Origin of the sequence: Mesorhizobium sp. B3-1-8 (assembly GCF_006439495.1) — a bacterium.
GTDB lineage: Bacteria > Pseudomonadota > Alphaproteobacteria > Rhizobiales > Rhizobiaceae > Mesorhizobium.
The window spans coordinates 75,762-94,651 of record NZ_VFTK01000008.1 but is presented as its reverse complement, the minus strand read 5'-3'; the positions used below and the strand labels follow the sequence as shown (position 1 = coordinate 94,651).

The window sequence follows — 18,890 nt, the reverse complement described above, 5'->3', positions numbered from 1 at the left end:
CTCCTCGCAACAGACTAGCTCCATTCGCCACGAAACGGAATTGCATCTCTGCAACAGTGGTTTACGACCTGACGCTCTGGCTCCGGACGCCGACATTTGCCAAAGTGGCCCATGCAGAGGACTCGCCGATGACGAACGCCAAGCCGACAAGCGCCGCAAAGCCAAAGCCGTGGACGGAGGTGGCGACACATCTGGTCGACGTCGCGATGGGCCGAAAGCCGGCCGATCTGGTCATCCGCAACGGTCGCTGGGTGAACGTCCATTCGGGCGAGATCATCCCCGGCACCGATATCGCGATCGCCGCCGGCCGTTTCGCCTATTGCGGGCCGAACGCCGGTCATGCCATCGGGCAGGGGACGAAGGTCGTCGATGCCGGCGGGCGCTATCTGGTGCCCGGCCTTTGCGACGCGCACATGCACGTCGAGAGCGGCATGGTGACGGTGACGGAGTTCTGCCGCGCGGTCATCCCGCACGGCACGACCTCGATGTTCATCGACCCGCACGAGATCGCCAATGTGCTTGGATTGCCGGGCGTGCGGCTGATGCATGACGAGGCGGTCGCGATGCCGATCAACGTGCACGTGCAGATGCCGTCCTGCGTGCCCTCGGCGCCGGGGCTGGAACATGCCGGCGCCGAATTGACGGTCGCCGACGTGGCCGAGGCCATGACCTGGGAAAACATCATCGGCCTCGGCGAGGTGATGAATTTCCCGGGCGTCGCCGCCAACGATCCGGTGATGTCGGGCGAGATCGCCGAGACGGTCAAGGCCGGCAAGACGGTCGGCGGGCATTATGCATCGCCTGATCTCGGCCTGCCGTTCCATGGCTATGTCGCGGGCGGGGCGGAGGACGACCATGAAGGCACACGTGCCGAGGATGCGATCGCGCGTGTGCGCCAGGGCATGAAGGCGATGCTGAGGCTGGGGTCGGCCTGGTACGACGTCGCGGCGCAGATCAAGGCGGTGACGGAAGGCGGCATCGACCCGCGTAGCTTCATCCTGTGCACCGATGACAGCCATTCCGGCACGCTCGTGCATGAAGGCCATATGGACCGGGTGGTGCGGCACGCCATCAGCCAGGGCCTGAAGCCGGTGACCGCGATCCAGATGGCGACGCTCAACACCGCGCAGCATTTCAGGCTGGAGCGCGAGATCGGCTCCATCGCGCCCGGACGGCTCGCCGATCTGCTGATCGTTTCGGACCTTGCCCAGATGACCATAGACGAGGTCTATGCCCGCGGCGTCCGGCTGGCGAAGGGCGGCAAGCTGGAGGTCGACATTGCGGCCTATGACTATCCGCAATCGGCGAAGAACACGGTCAAGCTCGGCAAGAAGCTCGCGGCGAAGGACTTCGACATTCCCGCGCCGCAGGGCGCCAACGAGGTGCGGGCGCGGGTGATCGGCGTGATCGAGAACCAGGCGCCGACGCGCGCTCTGGAAGCCGACCTGCCGGTCGAGGACGGGCTGGTCGCCATGGATCGCCGCAACGACATCTGCCAGATCGCCCTGGTCGAGCGGCATCGCGGCACCGGCGGCGTCACCAACGCCTTCGTTTCCGGATTCGGCTATGTCAAAGACTGCGCGATGGCGTCCAGCGTGGCGCATGACGCGCACCACATCATCGTCGTCGGCACCAACAAGGAGGACATGGCTTTGGCCGTCAACCGGCTGAGCGAGGTGGGCGGCGGCGTCGTGCTTTATTCCAAGGGCAAGGAACTGGCGCTGGTCGAGATGCCGATCGCCGGCCTGATGTCCGACGAACGCGCCGAGATCGTCGCGGCCAAGGCCGAGCAACTGACCGAGGCGATGCGCAAGGTCGGCTGCTCGCTCAACAACGCCTATATGCAGCACTCGCTGCTGGCGCTAGTGGTCATTCCGGAACTCAGGATCTCGGACGTCGGCCTTGTCGACGTGACGACGTTCCAGAAGGTCGATCTTTTTATCTAGGGCAAGTCATCCGCCGGTGGCGATGGTCAGCACCTTGAACGGCGTGGTGATGACGACCTCGGCGACCGAGCCGACCGCCTTGCCAAGGCCCTGGCCGATATTGTTGAGCTGCGCCGGGTCGGGCTCGTCCGAAGCAAGCCCGGCCGGCGTGCGCAGCCGGTTGCCCAGCAGTTGCACCAGGATCGGGTTGTCGGCGAATTTGGCATGGTTCAGGCCGCCGTCGCCGCCCTTGGCTTGGGTCAGGTCGACGACCGTTACGCCATAATTGGCGAGATCGGCCGCGTTGCCGTAGTCGCCGACGCGCGGCTTGTCGCCGGAAATGAAGCTCGACAGCTTCAGCGCCCGGTCGTCGCCCGAAAGCAGGATGGCGAAAGGCTTGTCGGGCTTGCCGTAGCGGATCATCTGCTTCTTGAAGACATCGACGTCGATGTCGGGCGAGGCGAGGATGACGTAGCCGAGCTTGCCATTGAGATCGCGGTCGCCGGTGATGGCAAGCTGGCGCAGCGCCTCCATCGTCAGCCAGGTCCCCATCGAATGGGCGATGATATCGATGCTCTTGACCTTCGTCTTGGCAAGCATCCGCAGCGTCGCCTCGAGGTCGTCGCGCGCGGCGGTCGAACTGTCCTTGTCGTAGATGTAGCCGGTCGCCTTGGCGCTCGACGCCCATGAGAACAGCACCGGCGTACCCGGATATTTGGTGTCGTGCGCGATCTGCGTGATGCGGTAGATGCCGTCGTCAAAACCGTTGTTGAAGCCGTGCACGAACACCAAGGCGCGGTCGCCGCGCATAGAAATGTCGGCGCCGACCGCCTTGGCGAATTGCCGCGCGTCGCCATAGTGGACGACATCGGTGGCGGTGAACTGCTTGGCCGGGTTAGAGTCGGCCGAGCCCTTGGCGCGCTCGATCGCGCCGACCTGATGGATCTTCGGCACGGTGACGTCGACGCGGGCATAGAGGGTGGTCAGCGAACGGTCGCCGTCGAAGACCTGGCGCGGATCCTTGGTCGCCTGCTGGCGGGTCGTGGCGACGAAGATCTCGTGTGTGCCGGCTATGTCGGAGGCAGACGCCGCGACCGCCTTGCGGTTGAGCAGGTCATGCGTGGGACCGGCGCAGCCGGCGAGGGCGAGCGTGAAGGCAAGGCCGACAACGATCTTCACATGCACAGTCACCCGGGGTCCCCCAAGGGCGGCAAACCTCTCTATTACTCCGATAAAGCCACAGGGCTGCCGGGTCCAGTTCAAAGTCCATGCGCGGAAACCCGCACCGATACGGTTACTGCGTGGCGAGCTGGCGGATGCGGTCGGTCACGTCGCGATCGCTGGCAAAGCCGTCATCCTCGCGCAGACGCTGTCCGATCATCTGCACCATCATCGGATTGTCGGCGAATTTGGTGTGGTTGAAGCTGTCAGCGCCCTTGACCTTGGAAAGGTCGACCACGGTGACGCCGTAGGAGGCGAGATCGGCGGCATCCCGATAATCGCCGACACGCGGCCGCGAGCCGGCGATCAGGCCGGAGAGCCTCAGCGCCCGGTCGTCGTCCGACAGGAGCAGGATGAAGGGCTTGTCCGGCTTGCCATAGCGGCGCATCTGGCTCTTGAAGACGTCGACATCGATGTCGGGCGAGGCAAGCACGACGTCGCCGAGCTTGCCGCTGAGATCGCGGTCGCCGGTGATGGCGAGCTGGCGCAGCGTCTCCATCGTCACCCAGGTTCCCATCGAATGGGCGACGATGTCGATGCGCCGGGCGCCGGTCTGCGCCAGCATCCGCAACGTCACCTCCAACTGGTCGCGGGCGGCGGCGGCGCTTTCCTTGTCATAGACATAGTCGGTGGTCTTGGCGCCGGAAGCCCAGGAGAACAGCACCGGCGTGCCCGGATAGCCGGAATCGTGGACGATCTGGGTCAGTCGGTAGACGGCGTCGTCGAAGCCGGTGTTGTAGCCGTGGACGAACACCATGACGCGGCCACCGCGGGCGTCGATGTCGGCGTTGAGGGCGCTGGCGAATTTCGGCTGCGTGTCGTAGCCGACGACTTCGGAGGCCATGAAATACTTCGTCGGGTCGTTCGACTTGCCGCGCGAACGGCGCTCGATCTGGCCGGTCTGGTGAATGGGGGGAACGGTGACGTTGACACGTGCATAGTTGAGCGTCGCCGAGCGTTCGCCGTCAAAAACCTTGTTCGGGTCGTCGGAGCGCTTGCGGGTCGTGGCGATGAAGATCGAGTGGTTGCCCGCGATCTCGGTCGCCGTCGTCGGCACGACGACGCTGCCCAGGATTTCCTGCGTCTGGTGGCCCGCGCAGCCTGCTATCAGCAGGGCAAAGGCAATGATCAGAATTGTCTTCAACCGCACGTCGACACTTTCACTGGCAATTCCATTCCGGCCACGATTGGCCGTCCACCTCCGCGAAAACCTCCCGGACAGCCGAAGTGCGGCTAAAGTAAGTCGTGTCCAGCGGAAATTGGCTCAGTGTCGGGCGGCGGCCATCGCACTGTTGCGCGAAAGCCAAAACGGCGGCAGGAAGATTGCCGGCACGGGTCATTGCCATTCTGCCGCGTGCCGACTGTCGAAACGAGGGACTTTCAGTGAACAGCTTTTCCGCCCGCGTAGCCGTGGCCGCCGAAGCGATCCGCGGAATCTTCACGGAAACGCCGCTGCAGGAGAACGACTATCTGTCGAAGAAGACAGGCGCCCGCATCCTTTTGAAGCGCGAGGACCTGACGCCGGTGCGTTCCTACAAGATCAGGGGCGCCTTCAACTTCTTCCGCAAGGCGCTCGCCGCCGGCAACAATGCCGAACTGTTCGTCTGCGCCTCGGCAGGCAATCACGCCCAAGGCTTTGCCTTCGTCTGCCGCCATTTCGGCAAGAAGGGCGTCGTGTTCATGCCGGTGACGACGCCGCAGCAGAAGATCGACAAGACGCGGCTGTTCGGCGGCGATTTCGTCGAAATCAGGCTGGTCGGCGACTTCTTCGACGATTGCTATCGCGCCGCCTTCGAATTCACGGAAGCCGCTGGCGCGCATATGGTGCCGCCCTTCGACCACAAGGACATCATCGAGGGCCAGGCGACGGTCGCCTACGAGATCGCGGCCCAGATGCCGAGCGCCCGCGTGCCCGACATCGTCATGCTGCCGGTCGGCGGTGGCGGACTGGCTGCCGGGGTGACGCATTATTTCGCCGATCAGCATCGCGATCCGCGCTTCGTGTTCTGCGAGCCGGCGGGCGCGCCAAGCCTGCGTGAGAGCCTTGCCGGCGGCAAGCGGGTCAAGCTCGCCAAGGTCGACAATTTCGTCGACGGCGCCGCGGTGGCCGAGATCGGCCGCGAGCCGTTGCGCCATCTCAAGGACTTCACCGCCGATGCCGTCCGCCTCGTCCCGGAGAACCGGCTCTGCGCCACCATGATCGAGATGCTCAATGTCGAGGGCGTCGTGCTGGAGCCTGCCGGAGCGCTGGCGATCGACGCGCTCAAGGATTTTTCGCGCAAGGAAATCAGGGGCAAGACCATTGTCGCTGTCGTCTCCGGCGGCAATTTCGATTTCGAGCGGCTGCCGGACGTAAAGGAGAGGGCGCTGCGCTTCGAGGGGCTGAAGAAGTATTTCATCATCCGCTTCCCGCAACGGCCGGGCGCGCTGCGCGATTTCCTCGAAATGCTCGGCCCCGACGACGACATCGCCCGCTTCGAGTATCTGAAGAAGTCGGCACGCAATTTCGGTTCGGTGCTGATCGGCATCGAAACCAAGGACCGGCGCAATTTCGACCTGCTGAAGGCCAATTTCGACGCCGAAGGCGTGCAATATCAAGATATCACCGACAACGAGACGCTGGCGGGGTTCATCATATGAGCGCAAAAAAAAGCACGGTCTTCGTCGCGCTGTTTTCCGGTATCAATGTCGGCGGCAACCGCATCGTCAAGATGGCGGAGCTCAAGGCCTTCTTCGAAAGCCTCGGTTTCGCCGACGTCGCGACCTATGTGCAGAGCGGCAATGTCGTGTTCCGGGCGAAGAAGGAGGATGCGGCGACGCTGACCAGGAAGATCGAGGCGGCCTTCGAGAAGAAATGGGGCTTTCATTCGCGCATCATGGTGCGCGATGCCGGTTGGTTCGAGCGGCTGGTGAAGGACAATCCCTATCCCGAGGTCGCCGGCGAACCGACCAAGCTCCATGCCTATGCGTTGGAGCGCGAGCCGACCGCAGAGGAGACACAGCGGCTCTCCGACAAATGCACCGGCCCCGAACGCTTCGAGATCAAGGGCGACGTGCTTTACCTGCATGCGCCGGACGGGCTCGGCAAATCGGTCTTCGCCAATCTCATTGCGCGCACGCTGAAGGTGCCGGGCACGGCACGCAACTGGCGCAGTGTGATGGCGCTGCTCGAAATGGCCGGCAAGGCCGGCGGCTGACCAATCATTGTGCGCAATTCCGGACGGAAGGCTACGACGAAGTCGCCGAGCCTAGCCGCGAAGCACTTTTCCTGGAATTGCTTCGGAACTTAAGCGGCCTTTTGCCAGTCGAAGCTCAATTCCTCGCGGAAGGCGAAGCGCTTGATATGGTCGGCGACCACGCTCTCCAGCCGCCCCAGCGAAGCTTCGTCGTCGGCGGCCAGGGCGATGTGCAGGGCCTTGTCGTCGGCGTCCATCACGGTGCGGCCGATCGAGAGCTGGATGGCGCCGTGCTGCGGGTCGAACTCGACCGGGAATTTATGCGACCAGTGCTTGCAGAGCTGCTGCAGGTAGCGGCTGGCATGTTCGGTGGCGACATCGGCGCGGCTGATCGGCATGAAATTCTCCTGGCGGATGAAGAAACGCCAGCCTGGATGAGGCTGGCGCCAGTTGCAGATAGATAGGCAAGGCCTGGCGGAATGCCAGAGCGGTCCACCGTTTCGCCGAAACGGCGAACCGCTCTATCTCTTTGTTTTGACGCAATTCCGAACGGAAAACCGCCCACACTTTTCCTGGAATTGCTCTGGCGGTCGCCGGTCAAATCGGCGCCGGATCGCGCCTTACCAAGCCCCCGTGTTCGGCATCGAGGCCCATGGTTCGGCCTTGGCCTTGGCCGGGCCTTTCTGCAGCAGTTCGATCGAGATGCCGTCCGGCGAGCGGATAAACGCCATGTTGCCATCGCGCGGCGGACGATTGATGGTCACGCCATTGTCCATCAGCTTCTGGCAGGTGGCGTAGATGTCATCGACCTCATAGGCGAGATGGCCGAAATTGCGGCCGCCCTTATAGTCTTCCGGGTCCCAATTGTAGGTCAGCTCGACCAGCGGCGCCTTTTCATTGATGCCGCTCTGCTCGTCTTCCGACGCGGCGAGGAAGACAAGCGTGTAGCGGCCCTGCTCGTTCTCGTAGCGGCGCACCTCCTTCAGGCCAAGCTTGTTGCAGTAGAAATCGAGCGACTGGTCGATATCGGCGACGCGGACCATTGTGTGCAGGTAACGCATGGCGGCTTCCTCAAAGTGTTGGGTTGCGGGGCACCATAGGGGCCGTCCGGGGAAAGGGCAATCGTCCGACAATAGCGGCGGCGCGATCGATTTCAGGCCTTGCGATTTCGGATTCCGGAAGCGCCGGCAAACGACATTTCAGCCTTTCCGGTGCTGAACGGTGAAAAAAGGCACGTCAGCCCTTGCACACCCCGGAAGTCGCAGTGTTAATCTCTTGGCAAGAATCAGTTGCGGTTCAGTTGAAAAGGGGGGCATTCTTATGGGGGAAAAAGCCTCTTTTACGAGGCGGGACGGAAGCCTTGACGACGCCTTGCAGCGGGACAATGGCGGCGACCCCGCCGAGCTTGTCGAAATCGCCGGCGCTATCAAATGGTTCGACGTGGCGAAGGGCTACGGCTTCATTCTTCCGGACGACGGCGTCTCGGGCGATATTCTCCTCCATGTGACTTGTCTTCGAAGGGACGGCTTCCAGACGGCGCTCGAGGGCGCGCGGGTCGTCTGCCTGGTCAAACAGGGCGAGCGCGGCTTGCAGGCTTTCCGCGTCCTTTCCATGGATGCCTCGACGGCTGTCCACCCGGCAGAGCAGGAACAGCGCACCCACGTTACCGTCAACCCGGAGAGCGGCCTCGAGCGGGCCTTGGTCAAGTGGTTCAACCGCACCAAGGGTTTCGGCTTCCTGACGAGGGGCGAGGAGACAGAAGATATCTTCGTCCACATGGAGACGCTGCGGCGCTACGGCATAACCGAGCTCCGGCCCGGGCAGGTCGTGCTCGTCCGCTTCGGACGCGGCGACAAAGGCCTTATGGCCGCCGAAATCCACCCCGATATGGGCACCTTGTCGGTCTCGCACTGAGGGCTTCTCGACGCAGTCGAAAGGTCCCTTTGCCGCGGCGCGACCATCTTGTCCGAAAACCGGTTCCACTTGTCCGGATCATGGTTTAGGACGAGCGTCTGGACGAGGTAACCCATGGCTCATCGCAATTGGCTGACCGCGGGCGTATTCTGCGCCGCGATCGTTTTCGCCGCCTGTTTCATCGCTGCGAAGCCGAGTTCGGCGGATGCGATGCTGCTGCCGGTCGACCGGACGCCGCTTGTGGTGTCGACCGGTTCGGGCGAGCGTTCCTTCTCCATCGAGATCGCCGATACCTCCGCCGAACGCGAGGCGGGACTGATGTTTCGCCGGACCATGGCGGACGATCACGGCATGTTGTTCGTCTTCGAAAGAACGGATGAGGTGGACTTCTGGATGAAGAACACGCCGATGGCGCTCGACCTCATCTTCATCGGCCAGGACGGCAGGATCAAAGCCATCAAGCGCGGCGAGCCCGAATCCGAAGCGATCATCTCGCCGGGACAACCCGTGCGCTTCGTGCTCGAACTCAAGGCCGGCACAGCCGCCCGGGATGGCATCAAGGAAGGCGATCTATTGCGCCACCCGGCTATTGGCACTGGCGCCAACTGAAAAAGCAAATCTGCCGATGCAGTTCTTTTCCCATGACGGTTTCGAACTCGCCTATCTCGATCGCCAGCCGGCCTCGGGGCAGGGCGGCCCCGTGCTGATGATCCACGGCTTTGCCTCCAGCCACTATGTCAACTGGGTCTCGCCGGGCTGGTTCAAGACGCTGAACGACGCCGGCTACCGGGCGATCGCCTTCGACCATCGCGGCCACGGCTCGTCGTCGAAGAGCTATGACGAGGCCGACTACACGCCGCAGAAGATGGCTTCCGACGCGGCCGCGCTGCTCGATCATCTCGGTATCGAGCGCGCCCATGTCATGGGTTATTCGATGGGCGCGCGCGTCTCGGCTTTCCTGGCGCTCTCCGATCCGGAGAAGGTGGCGACGCTGGTGTTCGGCGGTTTGGGCATCGGCATGGTCGACGGCGTCGGCGACTGGGATCCGATCGCGGCGGCCCTGTTGGCGGAAGATCCGTCCCAAACCACGCACCCGCGCGGCCGCTCCTTCCGCGCTTTCGCCGACCAGACGCGCAGCGACCGTCGCGCGCTCGCGGCTTGCATCGCGAAGTCGCGCGAGTTGCTCAGCGAGGACGACATGGCGCGCATCGCCCAGCCGACCCTGATCGCGGTCGGCACGAAGGACGACATCGGCGGTTCGCCGGACGAACTTGCGGCGCTGATGCCGAACGCAAGGGCTTTTCACATCGAAGGACGTGACCACATGCTCGCCGTCGGCGACAAAAGCTTCAAGCAGCGCGTGCTCGAGTTCTACGCCGAAAACCCGCTCTAAGCCCGGCTTTTCAAGGAAAGCGATTGGGGCCGTTCCTGCTCGACCGGGCGTTGCGCTCGGCGTGGTCGCACGGCCCGCAAAGGCTTTGGCTTCACACCGATACCTATGATCATCCGGCTGCCCAGTCGGTTTACGGGCGCGCGGGATTCAGAGGCTACGCCGAGAGGATCGAGACCTTTCCGGATTAGTCGGAAGGCGCTGCGCGCCTTTGCTGGAATCGCCCTAGCCGCGGGCTCTCCTGTCGGCGAGGGATCTAGCCATGACGCACAGCAGCTCGAACATCATCGTTGCGCCGGCCAGCGCCGTCATGCCGGCAAGATCGAACGGAGGCGCGACCTCAACGACATCGGCGCCGGCGAAATTCAATCCGTCCAGCAATCGAACCATCTCCTGCGCCTCGCGCGTCGTGAAGCCACCGAGTTCCGGCGTACCGGTGCCGGGGGCCATGGACGGATCGATGCAATCGATGTCGAACGTCACATAGGTCGGGCTGTCGCCGACAAGATCGCGCGCTTCCTGCATGACGGAAGCGGCGCCGCGTCTGACGAACTCTTCCATATAGATGATGCGCACGCCCTGTGACGTTGCCCATTCGTGCTCGCCGGGCTCGTAGATCGAGCCTCTGATGCCGATCTGGACAACCCGCTTGGGGTCGAGCAGCCCTTCCTCGATCGCGCGGCGGAAAGGCGTTCCGTGCGTATAGGGATTGTCGCCGAAGTAACGATCGTTGGTGTCAGAATGCGCGTCGAAGTGAACCATGCCAACAGGCGCCTTGCGGGCCACGGCCCGCAGAACCGGCAGCGTTGTCAGATGGTCGCCGCCGGCGGCCAGCGGCAGGGCACCGTCCGCCACGATCGCGGCAATGCCGTCCTCGATGCGCTTCAACCCGTCCAGTAGGTTGATGGGATTAACCGACAGATCGCCTACGTCGGCGACATTGGCGATGCTGAACGGTTCGGTTCCCGAGACGTGGTGGACGCGACGCATCAGGCTCGACTGGTTCCTGATTTCGCGCGGGCCGTGGCGCGCGCCGGCCCGGTTGGTCGTGCCGCCATCCCATGGAATCCCGACAAGGGCGATGTCCAGCCCTTTCGCGGTCGGTACGGCCGGCAGCCGCATGAAGGTGGAAAGCCCGGCAAATCGCGGTACCTGCGCGGCGTCGACGGGTTGGTGGAAGCTGTTTTCCATGCTGGCGGCCATTCCGGAGCGGTTCACGTTCCGTAGTGATCGCAGGGCCTGGAATTCAGGCATAGGGGCAAAGCCCAGCGGGAGTATGGGCCTATCAGCGCTGGTCTTGCAGGGCTTGCAGGGAACGGCCGAGATTTTCCCTCGCCTGCGCCTCGAACCGATCCCGGAACTCCGTCGTATGGAAGATGTGCTGGCGGGCCAGGAAGCTCTTGAGGACGGCGGCTCGACCGGCGCGCCACATCGGCTCCTCCACCCAGCCATATTCCCGCCGGACCGCGTTCTCATAGGCATCGAAGACCGCAGGTCTGGCGCCGAGGATCGCCAGATCCATGTCGAGCAAAAGAGCTGCATCGTTGAGCGCGTCCTCGTCGCGGAACGGCGGCAACTGGTGGGTGGCGGTGGCGTTGATCATGGCCGCGATGCAAGCGAGGCGATGGGGGTTGGCGCGTCCGGCGAGCCTTTTCTCGGCCAGTTCGGCGCTTTTTGCCTCATTATCCTTGGCGCGGCTGTCATAGATGGCGTCGTGGAACCAGATCGCCGCTTCGACGGCCTCCGGGTCATCCAGAAGGTGCCGGTATTCGCTTGCCAGCGCCAGCATCGCTTCGATGTGAGCCAAGCCGTGATAGTGGCGATCCGCAGCCTGGTAGAGCGCTGCAAGCTCGCTTTTCAGCGCTTCGTCGATCAAGGGTTCGTTTTCCATCGTCGCTTGAATCTGCGTGAACCATGTCCATTTGACAAAGCACTAAGGAAAATTGAGTTCAACCGTGGTATGATCTAGCCTATATGTGCCGCCGCAGAATGAGTAAGGCCGGAGAGCGTCGATGAACAGCATTACGATTGCCCGTCCCAGCATGGTGCAGCCGGTCGATCCGATCTGGCGGTCGATTCGCGACGAGGCGATGGAGGCGGTGAACCGCGATCCGCTGCTCGCGGCCTTCCTCTATTCGACCATCCTCAATCAGGAGAGCCTGGAAGAAGCGGTGATCCACCGGCTTGCCGAACGGCTGGCGCATCAGGATATCGGTTCCGATCTCATCCGCCAGACCTTCAAGGCGATGCTGGACGACGATCCGGAGTGGAGCACGACGGTTCGCGTCGACATCCAGGCCTATTACGACCGCGATCCGGCCTGCGACCGTTTCATCATGCCGGTTCTCTATTTCAAGGGTTTTCACGCGATCCAGACGCACCGGCTGGCGCATTGGCTGTGGAACCAGGGCCGCAGGGACTTCGCGCTCTACCTGCAGAGCCGTTCGTCCTCGGTGTTCCAGACCGACATCAATCCGGCCGCCCGCATCGGCAAGGGCATCTTCCTCGACCATGCCACGGGCCTGGTCGTCGGCCAGACGGCCGTCATCGAGGACGACGTGTCGATCCTGCACGGGGTGACGCTGGGTGGCACTGGCAAGGCCAGTGGCGACCGCCATCCGAAGATCCGCCGCGGCGTGCTGATCGGCGCCGGCGCCAAGATCCTCGGCAATATCGAGATCGGCCATTGCTCCAAGATCGCCGCCGGCTCGGTCGTGCTGTCGCCCGTGCCGCACAACAAGACCGTCGCCGGCGTGCCCGCCCGGGTCGTGGGGGAAACCGGCTGCGACCAGCCTTCGCGGCAGATGGACCAGCTCCTGCCGTCGCAGAGCATGGACCACGTGGTCAGCTTCGACATCTGATTTCCGCCGTCGTCGGGAACCGGCGAAATCCGGCCGCCGGTTTCGGCCGACTTGTCCTATGCAATTGTGCCGGCTTGCCTTTACATGGCCATTGTTGGCGTGTCAGAAGCGCCTTCCAACGTACAAGGCCGACATTTCGGAGAAGATTTTTGAAGCCTGACGAAATCAGAAAGCTGGACGCCTATTTCAAGCGCGTCTTCCAGAACCCCAAGCTGCAGGTCAAGGCACGTCCGCGCAAGGAAGACTCCGCCGAGGTCTATGTCGGCGACGAGTTCCTCGGCATCGTCTTCAAGGACGAGGACGACGGCGACTATAATTTCTCGATGGCCATTCTCGACATCGACCTGGCCTAAGCCAGCAACAGCTCTGGCCGAGGCGCGGAACACCGCCGCCCGGCCGGTTGCAGCCTACAGGTGAAAATTCCGCCGAGGGCTTTGTTTTGACGCATTTCTGAACGGAAAACCGCGAAGCACTTTCCTGGAATTGCTCTAATCCTGGCAGTACCGCGGGATATGCACCCGCCGCCAGCTTGTAGAACCTTCCCGCACCACCACCCGGCGCGCCACCGTCCCATATGAAGGCGGGATTTCCCGGATGCGGACTTGTTGCGGCCGCACCAGCACTTCGTGGGCAACCGCTTCATATTCCGCCGGCTGAACGACGCGTCGGACGCGCTCCGGCTGGACCACTACCGTTTCGGCGACGCGCGCATAGCGAGCCTTGCGCCATACCTTGCACAGCACCTTGCGGCCGTGGATGACGCGCCACTCCCAGGCATAACCGCCATCATCGACCTTGACCGTGTGGTAGACCGTGCGTGTCACCGCCGGGACGGTCTCATAGGTGACGCGCGCCGGCGCGATCTGGTCCACGCTTTGGTAGGTGCCGTAGATCGGCGCGTCGTAATCGACCACCTGTCCGCCGGGGCTCACCATCACATCCTCGTAAACGGTGTCGTAGAGCGCCGGCCTGTGGATCGGCTCATAGCATTCGAGCGCGCGGCCGCCGGCGGCGGTTTCGGAGACGGTGGCAAGCATCGCGACTGCCGCCAGCGATGCGGAGCTTTTGCGGATCATGACATTCCCCCGTTGAAAAAGGACGCCTTCACAACGCAGGACTGTAGCGGAAGCTCCGGGGGCGGACAGCGATTTCAAGGCTTTTCGTTAAGCGGCGCGGTTAAGGAATTGCTACCTTTGCGAATGGCTTTGGTCGCCAAGCTGGACCGGGCCCACCTCATGGGGCAAGCCGCCCGTGCTTTGCGGGCTTGCCGCGCTTTACTCGACTTGACCAGATGGCTAGGAGAGGCGGCCTTGCGCTAGGGTGAGCCGACATCCTATTTAGGTCGTAACCAATCCAGAACGATTCCGCGCGATTGCTGATATACCGAGGCGCCGGAATCCATCTCCAACAAGGGTAGTCCATGAAGAACCCCGTTGAAACCTACATGAACCTCGTTCCGATGGTGGTCGAGCAGACCAATCGCGGCGAGCGTGCCTATGACATTTTTTCGCGCCTCTTGAAGGAACGCATCATCTTCATCACCGGTCCGGTCGAGGACGGGATGGCGACGCTGGTTTGTGCACAGCTTTTGTTCCTCGAGGCGGAAAACCCCAAGAAGGAAATAAACCTCTATATCAACTCGCCGGGCGGCGTCGTCACCTCGGGCATGGCGATCTACGACACCATGCAGTTCATCAAGCCGGCGGTGTCGACGCTCTGCATCGGCCAGGCCGCGTCGATGGGGTCGCTGCTCCTGACCGCCGGCCACAAGGACATGCGTTTTGCTACGCCGAACGCCCGGATCATGGTCCATCAGCCGTCCGGCGGCTTCCAGGGCCAGGCTTCGGACATCGAACGTCATGCGCAGGACATCATCAAGCTGAAGCGCCGCTTGAACGAGGTCTATGTCAAGCACACCGGCAAGAGCTATGACGAGATCGAGAAGACGCTCGACCGCGACCATTTCATGACCGCGGACGAGGCCAAGGACTTCGGTCTGATCGACAAGGTCATTTCCAGCCGCGAAGCCGTCGAGACAGCCACGGCTTCCGCCTGAGCATCGACGGCAAATGGCAGCATAACGCGGTTTTGGCGCGTCTTGCGGCATTTCGGCCACATTTGGCTGTTCCCACAGGCGTTGGGATTGCCTACGTTAAGGCTATGTTGATTTTCGACGGCTTAGCTTTGCGTGGGGTTGCTGCGAATCATTGCCGCGTTTTCTGATTTGTGTTTCGTACGGAATGCGCTGTGTGAGCCGGGACACTGGCGGTGGCGGATTCCCGCGATAGATTGGTGAGACGTCACTCAAAGCCAGACCACCGGCGGGCGTTGGTGAAAGGACAGAAAAATGAGCAAGGTCAGCAACGGCGGCGGTGATTCAAAGAACACGCTTTACTGCTCGTTTTGCGGCAAGAGCCAGCACGAAGTCCGCAAGCTGATCGCCGGGCCGACGGTTTTCATCTGCGACGAGTGCGTCGAACTGTGCATGGACATCATCCGCGAGGAGAACAAGACCTCGATGGTGAAGTCGCGCGAAGGCGTGCCGACACCGCAGGAAATCCTCAAGGTCCTCGACGACTACGTCATCGGCCAGCCCTACGCCAAGCGCGTGCTGTCGGTGGCGGTCCACAACCACTACAAGCGCCTGGCGCATGCGGGCAAGAGCAACGACGTCGAGCTGGCCAAGTCGAACATCCTGCTGATCGGCCCGACCGGCTGCGGCAAGACGCTGTTGGCGCAGACGCTCGCCCGCATCATCGACGTGCCGTTCACCATGGCCGACGCCACGACACTGACCGAGGCCGGCTACGTCGGCGAGGACGTCGAGAACATCATCCTGAAGCTGTTGCAGTCGGCCGACTACAATGTCGAGCGCGCGCAGCGCGGCATCGTCTATATCGACGAAATCGACAAGATCTCGCGCAAGTCGGACAATCCCTCGATCACACGCGACGTGTCGGGCGAGGGCGTGCAGCAGGCGCTCTTGAAGATCATGGAAGGCACGGTGGCTTCCGTGCCGCCGCAGGGCGGTCGCAAGCATCCGCAGCAGGAATTCCTGCAGGTCGATACCGCCAACATCCTGTTCATCTGCGGCGGCGCCTTCGCGGGTCTCGACAAGATCATCTCGGACCGCGGCCGCAAGACCTCGATCGGCTTCGGCGCGACCGTTGCCTCGCCCGAGGATCGGCGCACCGGCGACCTGTTCCGCCAGGTCGAGCCGGAAGATCTGCTGAAATTCGGCCTGATCCCGGAATTCGTCGGCCGTCTGCCGGTCCTGGCGACGCTGGAAGACCTCGACGAGCCGGCGCTGATCCAGATCCTGACCGAGCCGAAGAACGCGCTGGTCAAGCAGTATCAGCGGCTGTTCGAGATGGAGAATGTCGACCTGACCTTCCACGAGAACGCGCTTTCGGCGATCGCCAAGCGCGCCATCGAGCGCAAGACCGGTGCCCGCGGCCTGCGCTCGATCATGGAAGCGATCCTGCTCGACACGATGTTCGAGCTTCCGGCGCTGGAAGGCGTGCGCGAAGTGGTGATCTCGGAAGAGGTGGTGTCCGGCAACGCCCGGCCGCTCTACATCTATTCCGAGCAGAAGGAAAAGAAGGGCAATGTCAGCGCCTGAAATGGCGTTTGACCCCATAATTTTCATGGAACGGCGCCCGCGTGGCGCCGTTTTGCTGTGAAAGGCGGGAAGGCACGCAATGGAACGGGTCGAGCGACCGTGTTAACCCTTGATCTTTGCCTCGGCTGCATCCACCTAACACCAGAAGGCCGAGGCGCCGAATTCTGTGCTGTAAAACTCCCGTCACAAACGGTGGTAGGCGGAACGACACTCGGTCGTTAATATGAGATTCGCGGTTGGCTAAAATAAGCGGCCGCGACATGAAAGGTTGGACAATGGCCAAGATATCCAAGGCTTCCGGCGACGGCGTTTTCGCAGTCCTCCCACTGCGCGATATCGTCGTGTTCCCGCATATGATCGTTCCGCTCTTCGTGGGCCGTGAAAAGTCGATCAAGGCGCTGGAAGAGGTGATGGGTCAGGAAAAGCAGATCCTGCTCGCCACCCAGATGAATGCAGCCGACGACGATCCTGAGCCCGATGCGATTTTCGACATCGGCACGCTCGCCAATGTGCTGCAGCTCTTGAAGCTGCCCGACGGCACCGTGAAGGTTCTGGTCGAGGGCGCCTCGCGCGCCAAGATCGTCTCGTTCACCGACCGCGCCGATTTCCACGAAGCCCGCGCTACCGCGCTCGCCGAACCGGAAGAGGAAGAGGTCGAGATCGAGGCGCTTGCCCGCTCGGTCGTCACCGACTTCGAGAATTACGTCAAGCTGAACAAGAAGATCTCGCCCGAAGTGGTGGGCGCCGCCAGCCAGATCGACGACTATTCCAAGCTCGCCGATACGGTTGCCTCGCATCTCGCCATCAAGATCCCCGAGAAGCAGGAGATGCTCGCCACGCTTTCCGTCAAGGAGCGTCTGGAGAAGGCGATGGGCTTCATGGAAGCCGAAATCTCCGTGCTCCAGGTGGAAAAGCGCATCCGTTCGCGCGTCAAGCGCCAGATGGAAAAGACGCAGCGCGAGTACTACCTCAACGAGCAGATGAAGGCGATCCAGAAGGAGCTCGGCGAGGGCGAGGACGGCCGCGACGAAGCCGCCGAGATCGAGGCGCGCATCAAGAAGACCAAGCTCTCCAAGGAGGCCCGCGAAAAGGCGGAAGCCGAATTGAAGAAGCTGCGCTCGATGTCGCCGATGTCGGCTGAATCGACGGTGGTGCGCAACTATCTCGACTGGCTGCTGTCGATCCCGTGGGGCAAGAACTCCAAGGTCAAGCAGGACCTGGCCTTCGCCCAGAACGTCCTCGACACTGACCATTTCGGCCTCGACAAGGTCAAGGAGCGCATCGTCGAGTATCTGGCCGTGCAGAGCCGGCAGAAGAAGCTGAAGGGGCCGATCCTGTGCCTCGTCGGACCGCCCGGCGTCGGCAAGACCTCGCTCGGCAAGTCTATCGCCAAGGCCACCGGCCGCGAGTTCATCCGCATGGCGCTCGGCGGCGTGCGTGACGAGGCCGAGATCCGTGGCCACCGGCGGACCTATATCGGCTCGATGCCCGGCAAGGTCATCCAGTCGATGAAGAAGGCCAAGAGGTCCAACCCGCTCTTCCTGCTCGACGAGATCGACAAGATGGGGCAGGACTTCCGCGGCGATCCGTCTTCGGCCCTGCTCGAGGTGCTCGATCCCGAGCAGAACTCGACGTTCATGGATCATTACCTCGAGGTCGAATACGACCTGTCGAGCGTGATGTTCGTGACGACGGCGAACACGCTGAACATCCCTGCGCCCCTGATGGACCGCATGGAGATCATCCGTATCGCCGGCTACACCGAGGACGAGAAGATCGAAATCGCCAAGCGTCACCTGATGCCCAAGGTGATCCGCGACCATGCCCTGCAGCCGAACGAATTCTCGGTCGGCGAGGACGCGATCCGCGGTATCATCCAGACCTACACGCGGGAAGCCGGCGTGCGCAGCCTGGAGCGCGAGCTGATGAAGCTCGGGCGCAAGGCGGTGACCGAGATCCTGCGGACGAAGAAGAAGACGGTGAAGATCACGGCGGACAACCTCGCCGATTATCTCGGCGTGCCGCGCTTCCGCTTCGGTCAGGTCGAGGCGGACGATCAGGTCGGCGTGGTCACGGGTCTTGCCTGGACGGAAGTCGGCGGCGAGCTGCTGACGGTCGAAGGCGTCATGATGCCCGGCAAGGGCCGCATGACGGTGACCGGCAATCTGCGCGACGTCATGAAGGAATCGATCTCGGCGGCGGCATCCTATGTCCGCTCCCGCGCTATCGATTTCGGCATCGAGCCGCCGCTGTTCGACAAGCGCGACATCCACGTCCACTTGCCGGAAGGCGCGACTCCGAAGGACGGCCCGTCCGCCGGCGCCGCGATGGCCACGGCCATCGTTTCGGTGCTGACGGGTATCCCGGTGCGGGCCGATGTGGCGATGACCGGCGAGATCACGCTGCGCGGCCGTATTCTGCCGATCGGCGGCCTGAAGGAGAAGCTGCTCGCGGCATTGCGCGGCGGCATCAAGAAGGTCCTGATCCCGGAAGAGAACGTCAAGGACCTGGCGGACATTCCGGACAATGTGAAGAACGGCATGGAGATCGTCCCGGTCTCGCGGGTCGGCGAGGTGCTCGCGCATGCGCTGACCAGGATGCCGGAGCCGATCGAGTGGGTCGAGCCGGTCAATGCGCCCGCTCCGGTCGACAGCGGCGACGATGCCGGAAAGTCGCTTGCTCATTAGCATTTGCTAACATTGCAGCGCACAAAGAGAGAGCCGGGCCTTGAGCCCGGCTTTTTCATGTGAAAAAGCCATGAAAAAATGGAAAAAAGCCCGG

19 protein-coding genes are annotated in these 18,890 nt (G+C 62.7%); 12 read left to right on the top strand and 7 right to left on the bottom strand.

Annotation, left to right across the window (positions count from 1 at the left end; all coding sequences use genetic code 11):
* The first annotated feature begins 128 nt into the window (after positions 1-128).
* Entirely contained in the window at positions 129-1,946 is a 1,818-nt protein-coding gene (gene ade / locus FJ424_RS09780) for an adenine deaminase (RefSeq protein ID WP_140650983.1), read from the top strand.
* Between the two features lie 6 nt (positions 1,947-1,952).
* Here the strand turns inward: ade and FJ424_RS09775 are convergent, their stop codons facing one another.
* On the bottom strand, positions 1,953-3,116 hold the full coding sequence (locus FJ424_RS09775) for an alpha/beta hydrolase (protein ID WP_140650981.1): 1,164 nt from the start codon (positions 3,114-3,116) through the stop codon (positions 1,953-1,955).
* A 103-nt stretch (positions 3,117-3,219) separates the two neighbouring features.
* Positions 3,220-4,296 carry an alpha/beta hydrolase gene (locus FJ424_RS09770; protein ID WP_140650978.1) on the bottom strand — a complete coding sequence of 359 codons (1,077 nt, stop codon included), beginning with the start codon at positions 4,294-4,296 and terminating at the stop codon, positions 3,220-3,222.
* A 233-nt stretch (positions 4,297-4,529) separates the two neighbouring features.
* On the opposite strand from FJ424_RS09770, the gene ilvA reads away from it, so the two are divergent.
* Together ilvA and FJ424_RS09760 are read left to right on the top strand one after the other, a co-directional pair.
* A complete protein-coding gene (gene ilvA, locus FJ424_RS09765; RefSeq protein WP_140650975.1) occupies positions 4,530-5,786 on the top strand; it encodes a threonine ammonia-lyase IlvA in 1,257 nt (418 codons plus the stop codon).
* Positions 5,783-6,343 carry a DUF1697 domain-containing protein gene (locus FJ424_RS09760; protein WP_140650972.1) on the top strand — a complete coding sequence of 187 codons (561 nt, stop codon included), beginning with the start codon at positions 5,783-5,785 and terminating at the stop codon, positions 6,341-6,343. The genes ilvA and FJ424_RS09760 overlap by 4 nt, the downstream gene beginning before the upstream one ends.
* 89 nt (positions 6,344-6,432) lie before the next feature.
* On the opposite strand, the gene FJ424_RS09755 is transcribed toward FJ424_RS09760, so the two are convergent.
* Both FJ424_RS09755 and gloA read right to left on the bottom strand, forming a co-directional pair.
* Entirely contained in the window at positions 6,433-6,720 is a 288-nt protein-coding gene (locus tag FJ424_RS09755) for a DUF2218 domain-containing protein (RefSeq protein WP_140646131.1), read from the bottom strand.
* A gap of 222 nt (positions 6,721-6,942) precedes the next feature.
* Positions 6,943-7,383: a lactoylglutathione lyase gene (gloA, locus tag FJ424_RS09750; protein ID WP_140650969.1), complete on the bottom strand. Its 441-nt coding sequence runs from the start codon at positions 7,381-7,383 to the stop codon at positions 6,943-6,945.
* A 259-nt stretch (positions 7,384-7,642) separates the two neighbouring features.
* On the opposite strand from gloA, the gene FJ424_RS09745 reads away from it, so the two are divergent.
* The 4 genes from FJ424_RS09745 to FJ424_RS09730 all read left to right on the top strand — a co-directional run bounded on the left by FJ424_RS09745 (position 7,643) and on the right by FJ424_RS09730 (position 9,817).
* The gene (locus FJ424_RS09745) at positions 7,643-8,236 is read left to right on the top strand and encodes a cold-shock protein (protein WP_140646193.1); all 594 of its coding nucleotides are present in this window, start codon (positions 7,643-7,645) and stop codon (positions 8,234-8,236) included.
* Positions 8,237-8,350: 114 nt separating this feature from the next.
* Positions 8,351-8,845 (top strand): DUF192 domain-containing protein, encoded by a 495-nt coding sequence (locus FJ424_RS09740; RefSeq protein WP_140650966.1) that lies wholly within the window; start codon positions 8,351-8,353, stop codon positions 8,843-8,845.
* Between the two features lie 16 nt (positions 8,846-8,861).
* Entirely contained in the window at positions 8,862-9,629 is a 768-nt protein-coding gene (locus FJ424_RS09735) for an alpha/beta hydrolase (RefSeq protein WP_140650963.1), read from the top strand.
* Positions 9,630-9,652: 23 nt separating this feature from the next.
* Entirely contained in the window at positions 9,653-9,817 is a 165-nt protein-coding gene (locus FJ424_RS09730) for a hypothetical protein (protein ID WP_140650960.1), read from the top strand.
* A gap of 34 nt (positions 9,818-9,851) precedes the next feature.
* Here the strand turns inward: FJ424_RS09730 and speB are convergent, their stop codons facing one another.
* Complete coding sequence (gene speB, locus FJ424_RS09725; RefSeq protein ID WP_140650957.1) at positions 9,852-10,817, bottom strand: agmatinase; 966 nt, start codon at positions 10,815-10,817, stop codon at positions 9,852-9,854.
* 94 nt (positions 10,818-10,911) lie between these two features.
* Positions 10,912-11,517, bottom strand: a complete 606-nt coding sequence (locus tag FJ424_RS09720) for a hypothetical protein (RefSeq protein WP_140650954.1) — start codon at positions 11,515-11,517, stop codon at positions 10,912-10,914.
* Between the two features lie 121 nt (positions 11,518-11,638).
* Between FJ424_RS09720 and cysE the strand changes: the two genes are divergently transcribed.
* Both cysE and FJ424_RS09710 read left to right on the top strand, forming a co-directional pair.
* Positions 11,639-12,487 carry a serine O-acetyltransferase gene (gene cysE / locus FJ424_RS09715; RefSeq protein WP_140646125.1) on the top strand — a complete coding sequence of 283 codons (849 nt, stop codon included), beginning with the start codon at positions 11,639-11,641 and terminating at the stop codon, positions 12,485-12,487.
* Between the two features lie 149 nt (positions 12,488-12,636).
* On the top strand, positions 12,637-12,840 hold the full coding sequence (locus tag FJ424_RS09710) for a DUF3126 family protein (RefSeq protein ID WP_027166457.1): 204 nt from the start codon (positions 12,637-12,639) through the stop codon (positions 12,838-12,840).
* A 135-nt stretch (positions 12,841-12,975) separates the two neighbouring features.
* Here FJ424_RS09710 and FJ424_RS09705 read toward each other — a convergent pair whose 3' ends face one another.
* Positions 12,976-13,563 (bottom strand): hypothetical protein, encoded by a 588-nt coding sequence (locus tag FJ424_RS09705; protein ID WP_140650951.1) that lies wholly within the window; start codon positions 13,561-13,563, stop codon positions 12,976-12,978.
* A gap of 344 nt (positions 13,564-13,907) precedes the next feature.
* On the opposite strand from FJ424_RS09705, the gene clpP reads away from it, so the two are divergent.
* The 3 genes from clpP (at position 13,908) to lon (ending at position 18,796) form a co-directional block, all read left to right on the top strand.
* Positions 13,908-14,543: an ATP-dependent Clp endopeptidase proteolytic subunit ClpP gene (clpP, locus tag FJ424_RS09700; protein WP_140646123.1), complete on the top strand. Its 636-nt coding sequence runs from the start codon at positions 13,908-13,910 to the stop codon at positions 14,541-14,543.
* Between the two features lie 291 nt (positions 14,544-14,834).
* Positions 14,835-16,109, top strand: a complete 1,275-nt coding sequence (gene clpX / locus FJ424_RS09695; protein ID WP_140646122.1) for an ATP-dependent Clp protease ATP-binding subunit ClpX — start codon at positions 14,835-14,837, stop codon at positions 16,107-16,109.
* Positions 16,110-16,384: 275 nt separating this feature from the next.
* On the top strand, positions 16,385-18,796 hold the full coding sequence (gene lon, locus FJ424_RS09690; protein WP_140650948.1) for an endopeptidase La: 2,412 nt from the start codon (positions 16,385-16,387) through the stop codon (positions 18,794-18,796).
* Positions 18,797-18,890 lie beyond the last annotated feature (94 nt).

Bases quoted from the DNA above. Each gene is read 5' to 3' on its own strand.
- FJ424_RS09755 (WP_140646131.1), bottom strand. From the start codon at position 6,720: ATGCCGATCAGCCGCGCCGATGTCGCCACCGAACATGCCAGCCGCTAC.
- gloA (WP_140650969.1), bottom strand. From the start codon at position 7,383: ATGCGTTACCTGCACACAATGGTCCGCGTCGCCGATATCGACCAGTCG.
- lon (WP_140650948.1), top strand. From the start codon at position 16,385: ATGGCCAAGATATCCAAGGCTTCCGGCGACGGCGTTTTCGCAGTCCTC.
- clpX (WP_140646122.1), top strand. From the start codon at position 14,835: ATGAGCAAGGTCAGCAACGGCGGCGGTGATTCAAAGAACACGCTTTAC.
- FJ424_RS09705 (WP_140650951.1), bottom strand. From the start codon at position 13,563: ATGATCCGCAAAAGCTCCGCATCGCTGGCGGCAGTCGCGATGCTTGCC.
- FJ424_RS09740 (WP_140650966.1), top strand. From the start codon at position 8,351: ATGGCTCATCGCAATTGGCTGACCGCGGGCGTATTCTGCGCCGCGATC.
- speB (WP_140650957.1), bottom strand. From the start codon at position 10,817: ATGGAAAACAGCTTCCACCAACCCGTCGACGCCGCGCAGGTACCGCGA.
- clpP (WP_140646123.1), top strand. From the start codon at position 13,908: ATGAAGAACCCCGTTGAAACCTACATGAACCTCGTTCCGATGGTGGTC.
- FJ424_RS09745 (WP_140646193.1), top strand. From the start codon at position 7,643: ATGGGGGAAAAAGCCTCTTTTACGAGGCGGGACGGAAGCCTTGACGAC.
- cysE (WP_140646125.1), top strand. From the start codon at position 11,639: ATGAACAGCATTACGATTGCCCGTCCCAGCATGGTGCAGCCGGTCGAT.
- ade (WP_140650983.1), top strand. From the start codon at position 129: ATGACGAACGCCAAGCCGACAAGCGCCGCAAAGCCAAAGCCGTGGACG.
- FJ424_RS09760 (WP_140650972.1), top strand. From the start codon at position 5,783: ATGAGCGCAAAAAAAAGCACGGTCTTCGTCGCGCTGTTTTCCGGTATC.
- FJ424_RS09735 (WP_140650963.1), top strand. From the start codon at position 8,862: ATGCAGTTCTTTTCCCATGACGGTTTCGAACTCGCCTATCTCGATCGC.
- FJ424_RS09720 (WP_140650954.1), bottom strand. From the start codon at position 11,517: ATGGAAAACGAACCCTTGATCGACGAAGCGCTGAAAAGCGAGCTTGCA.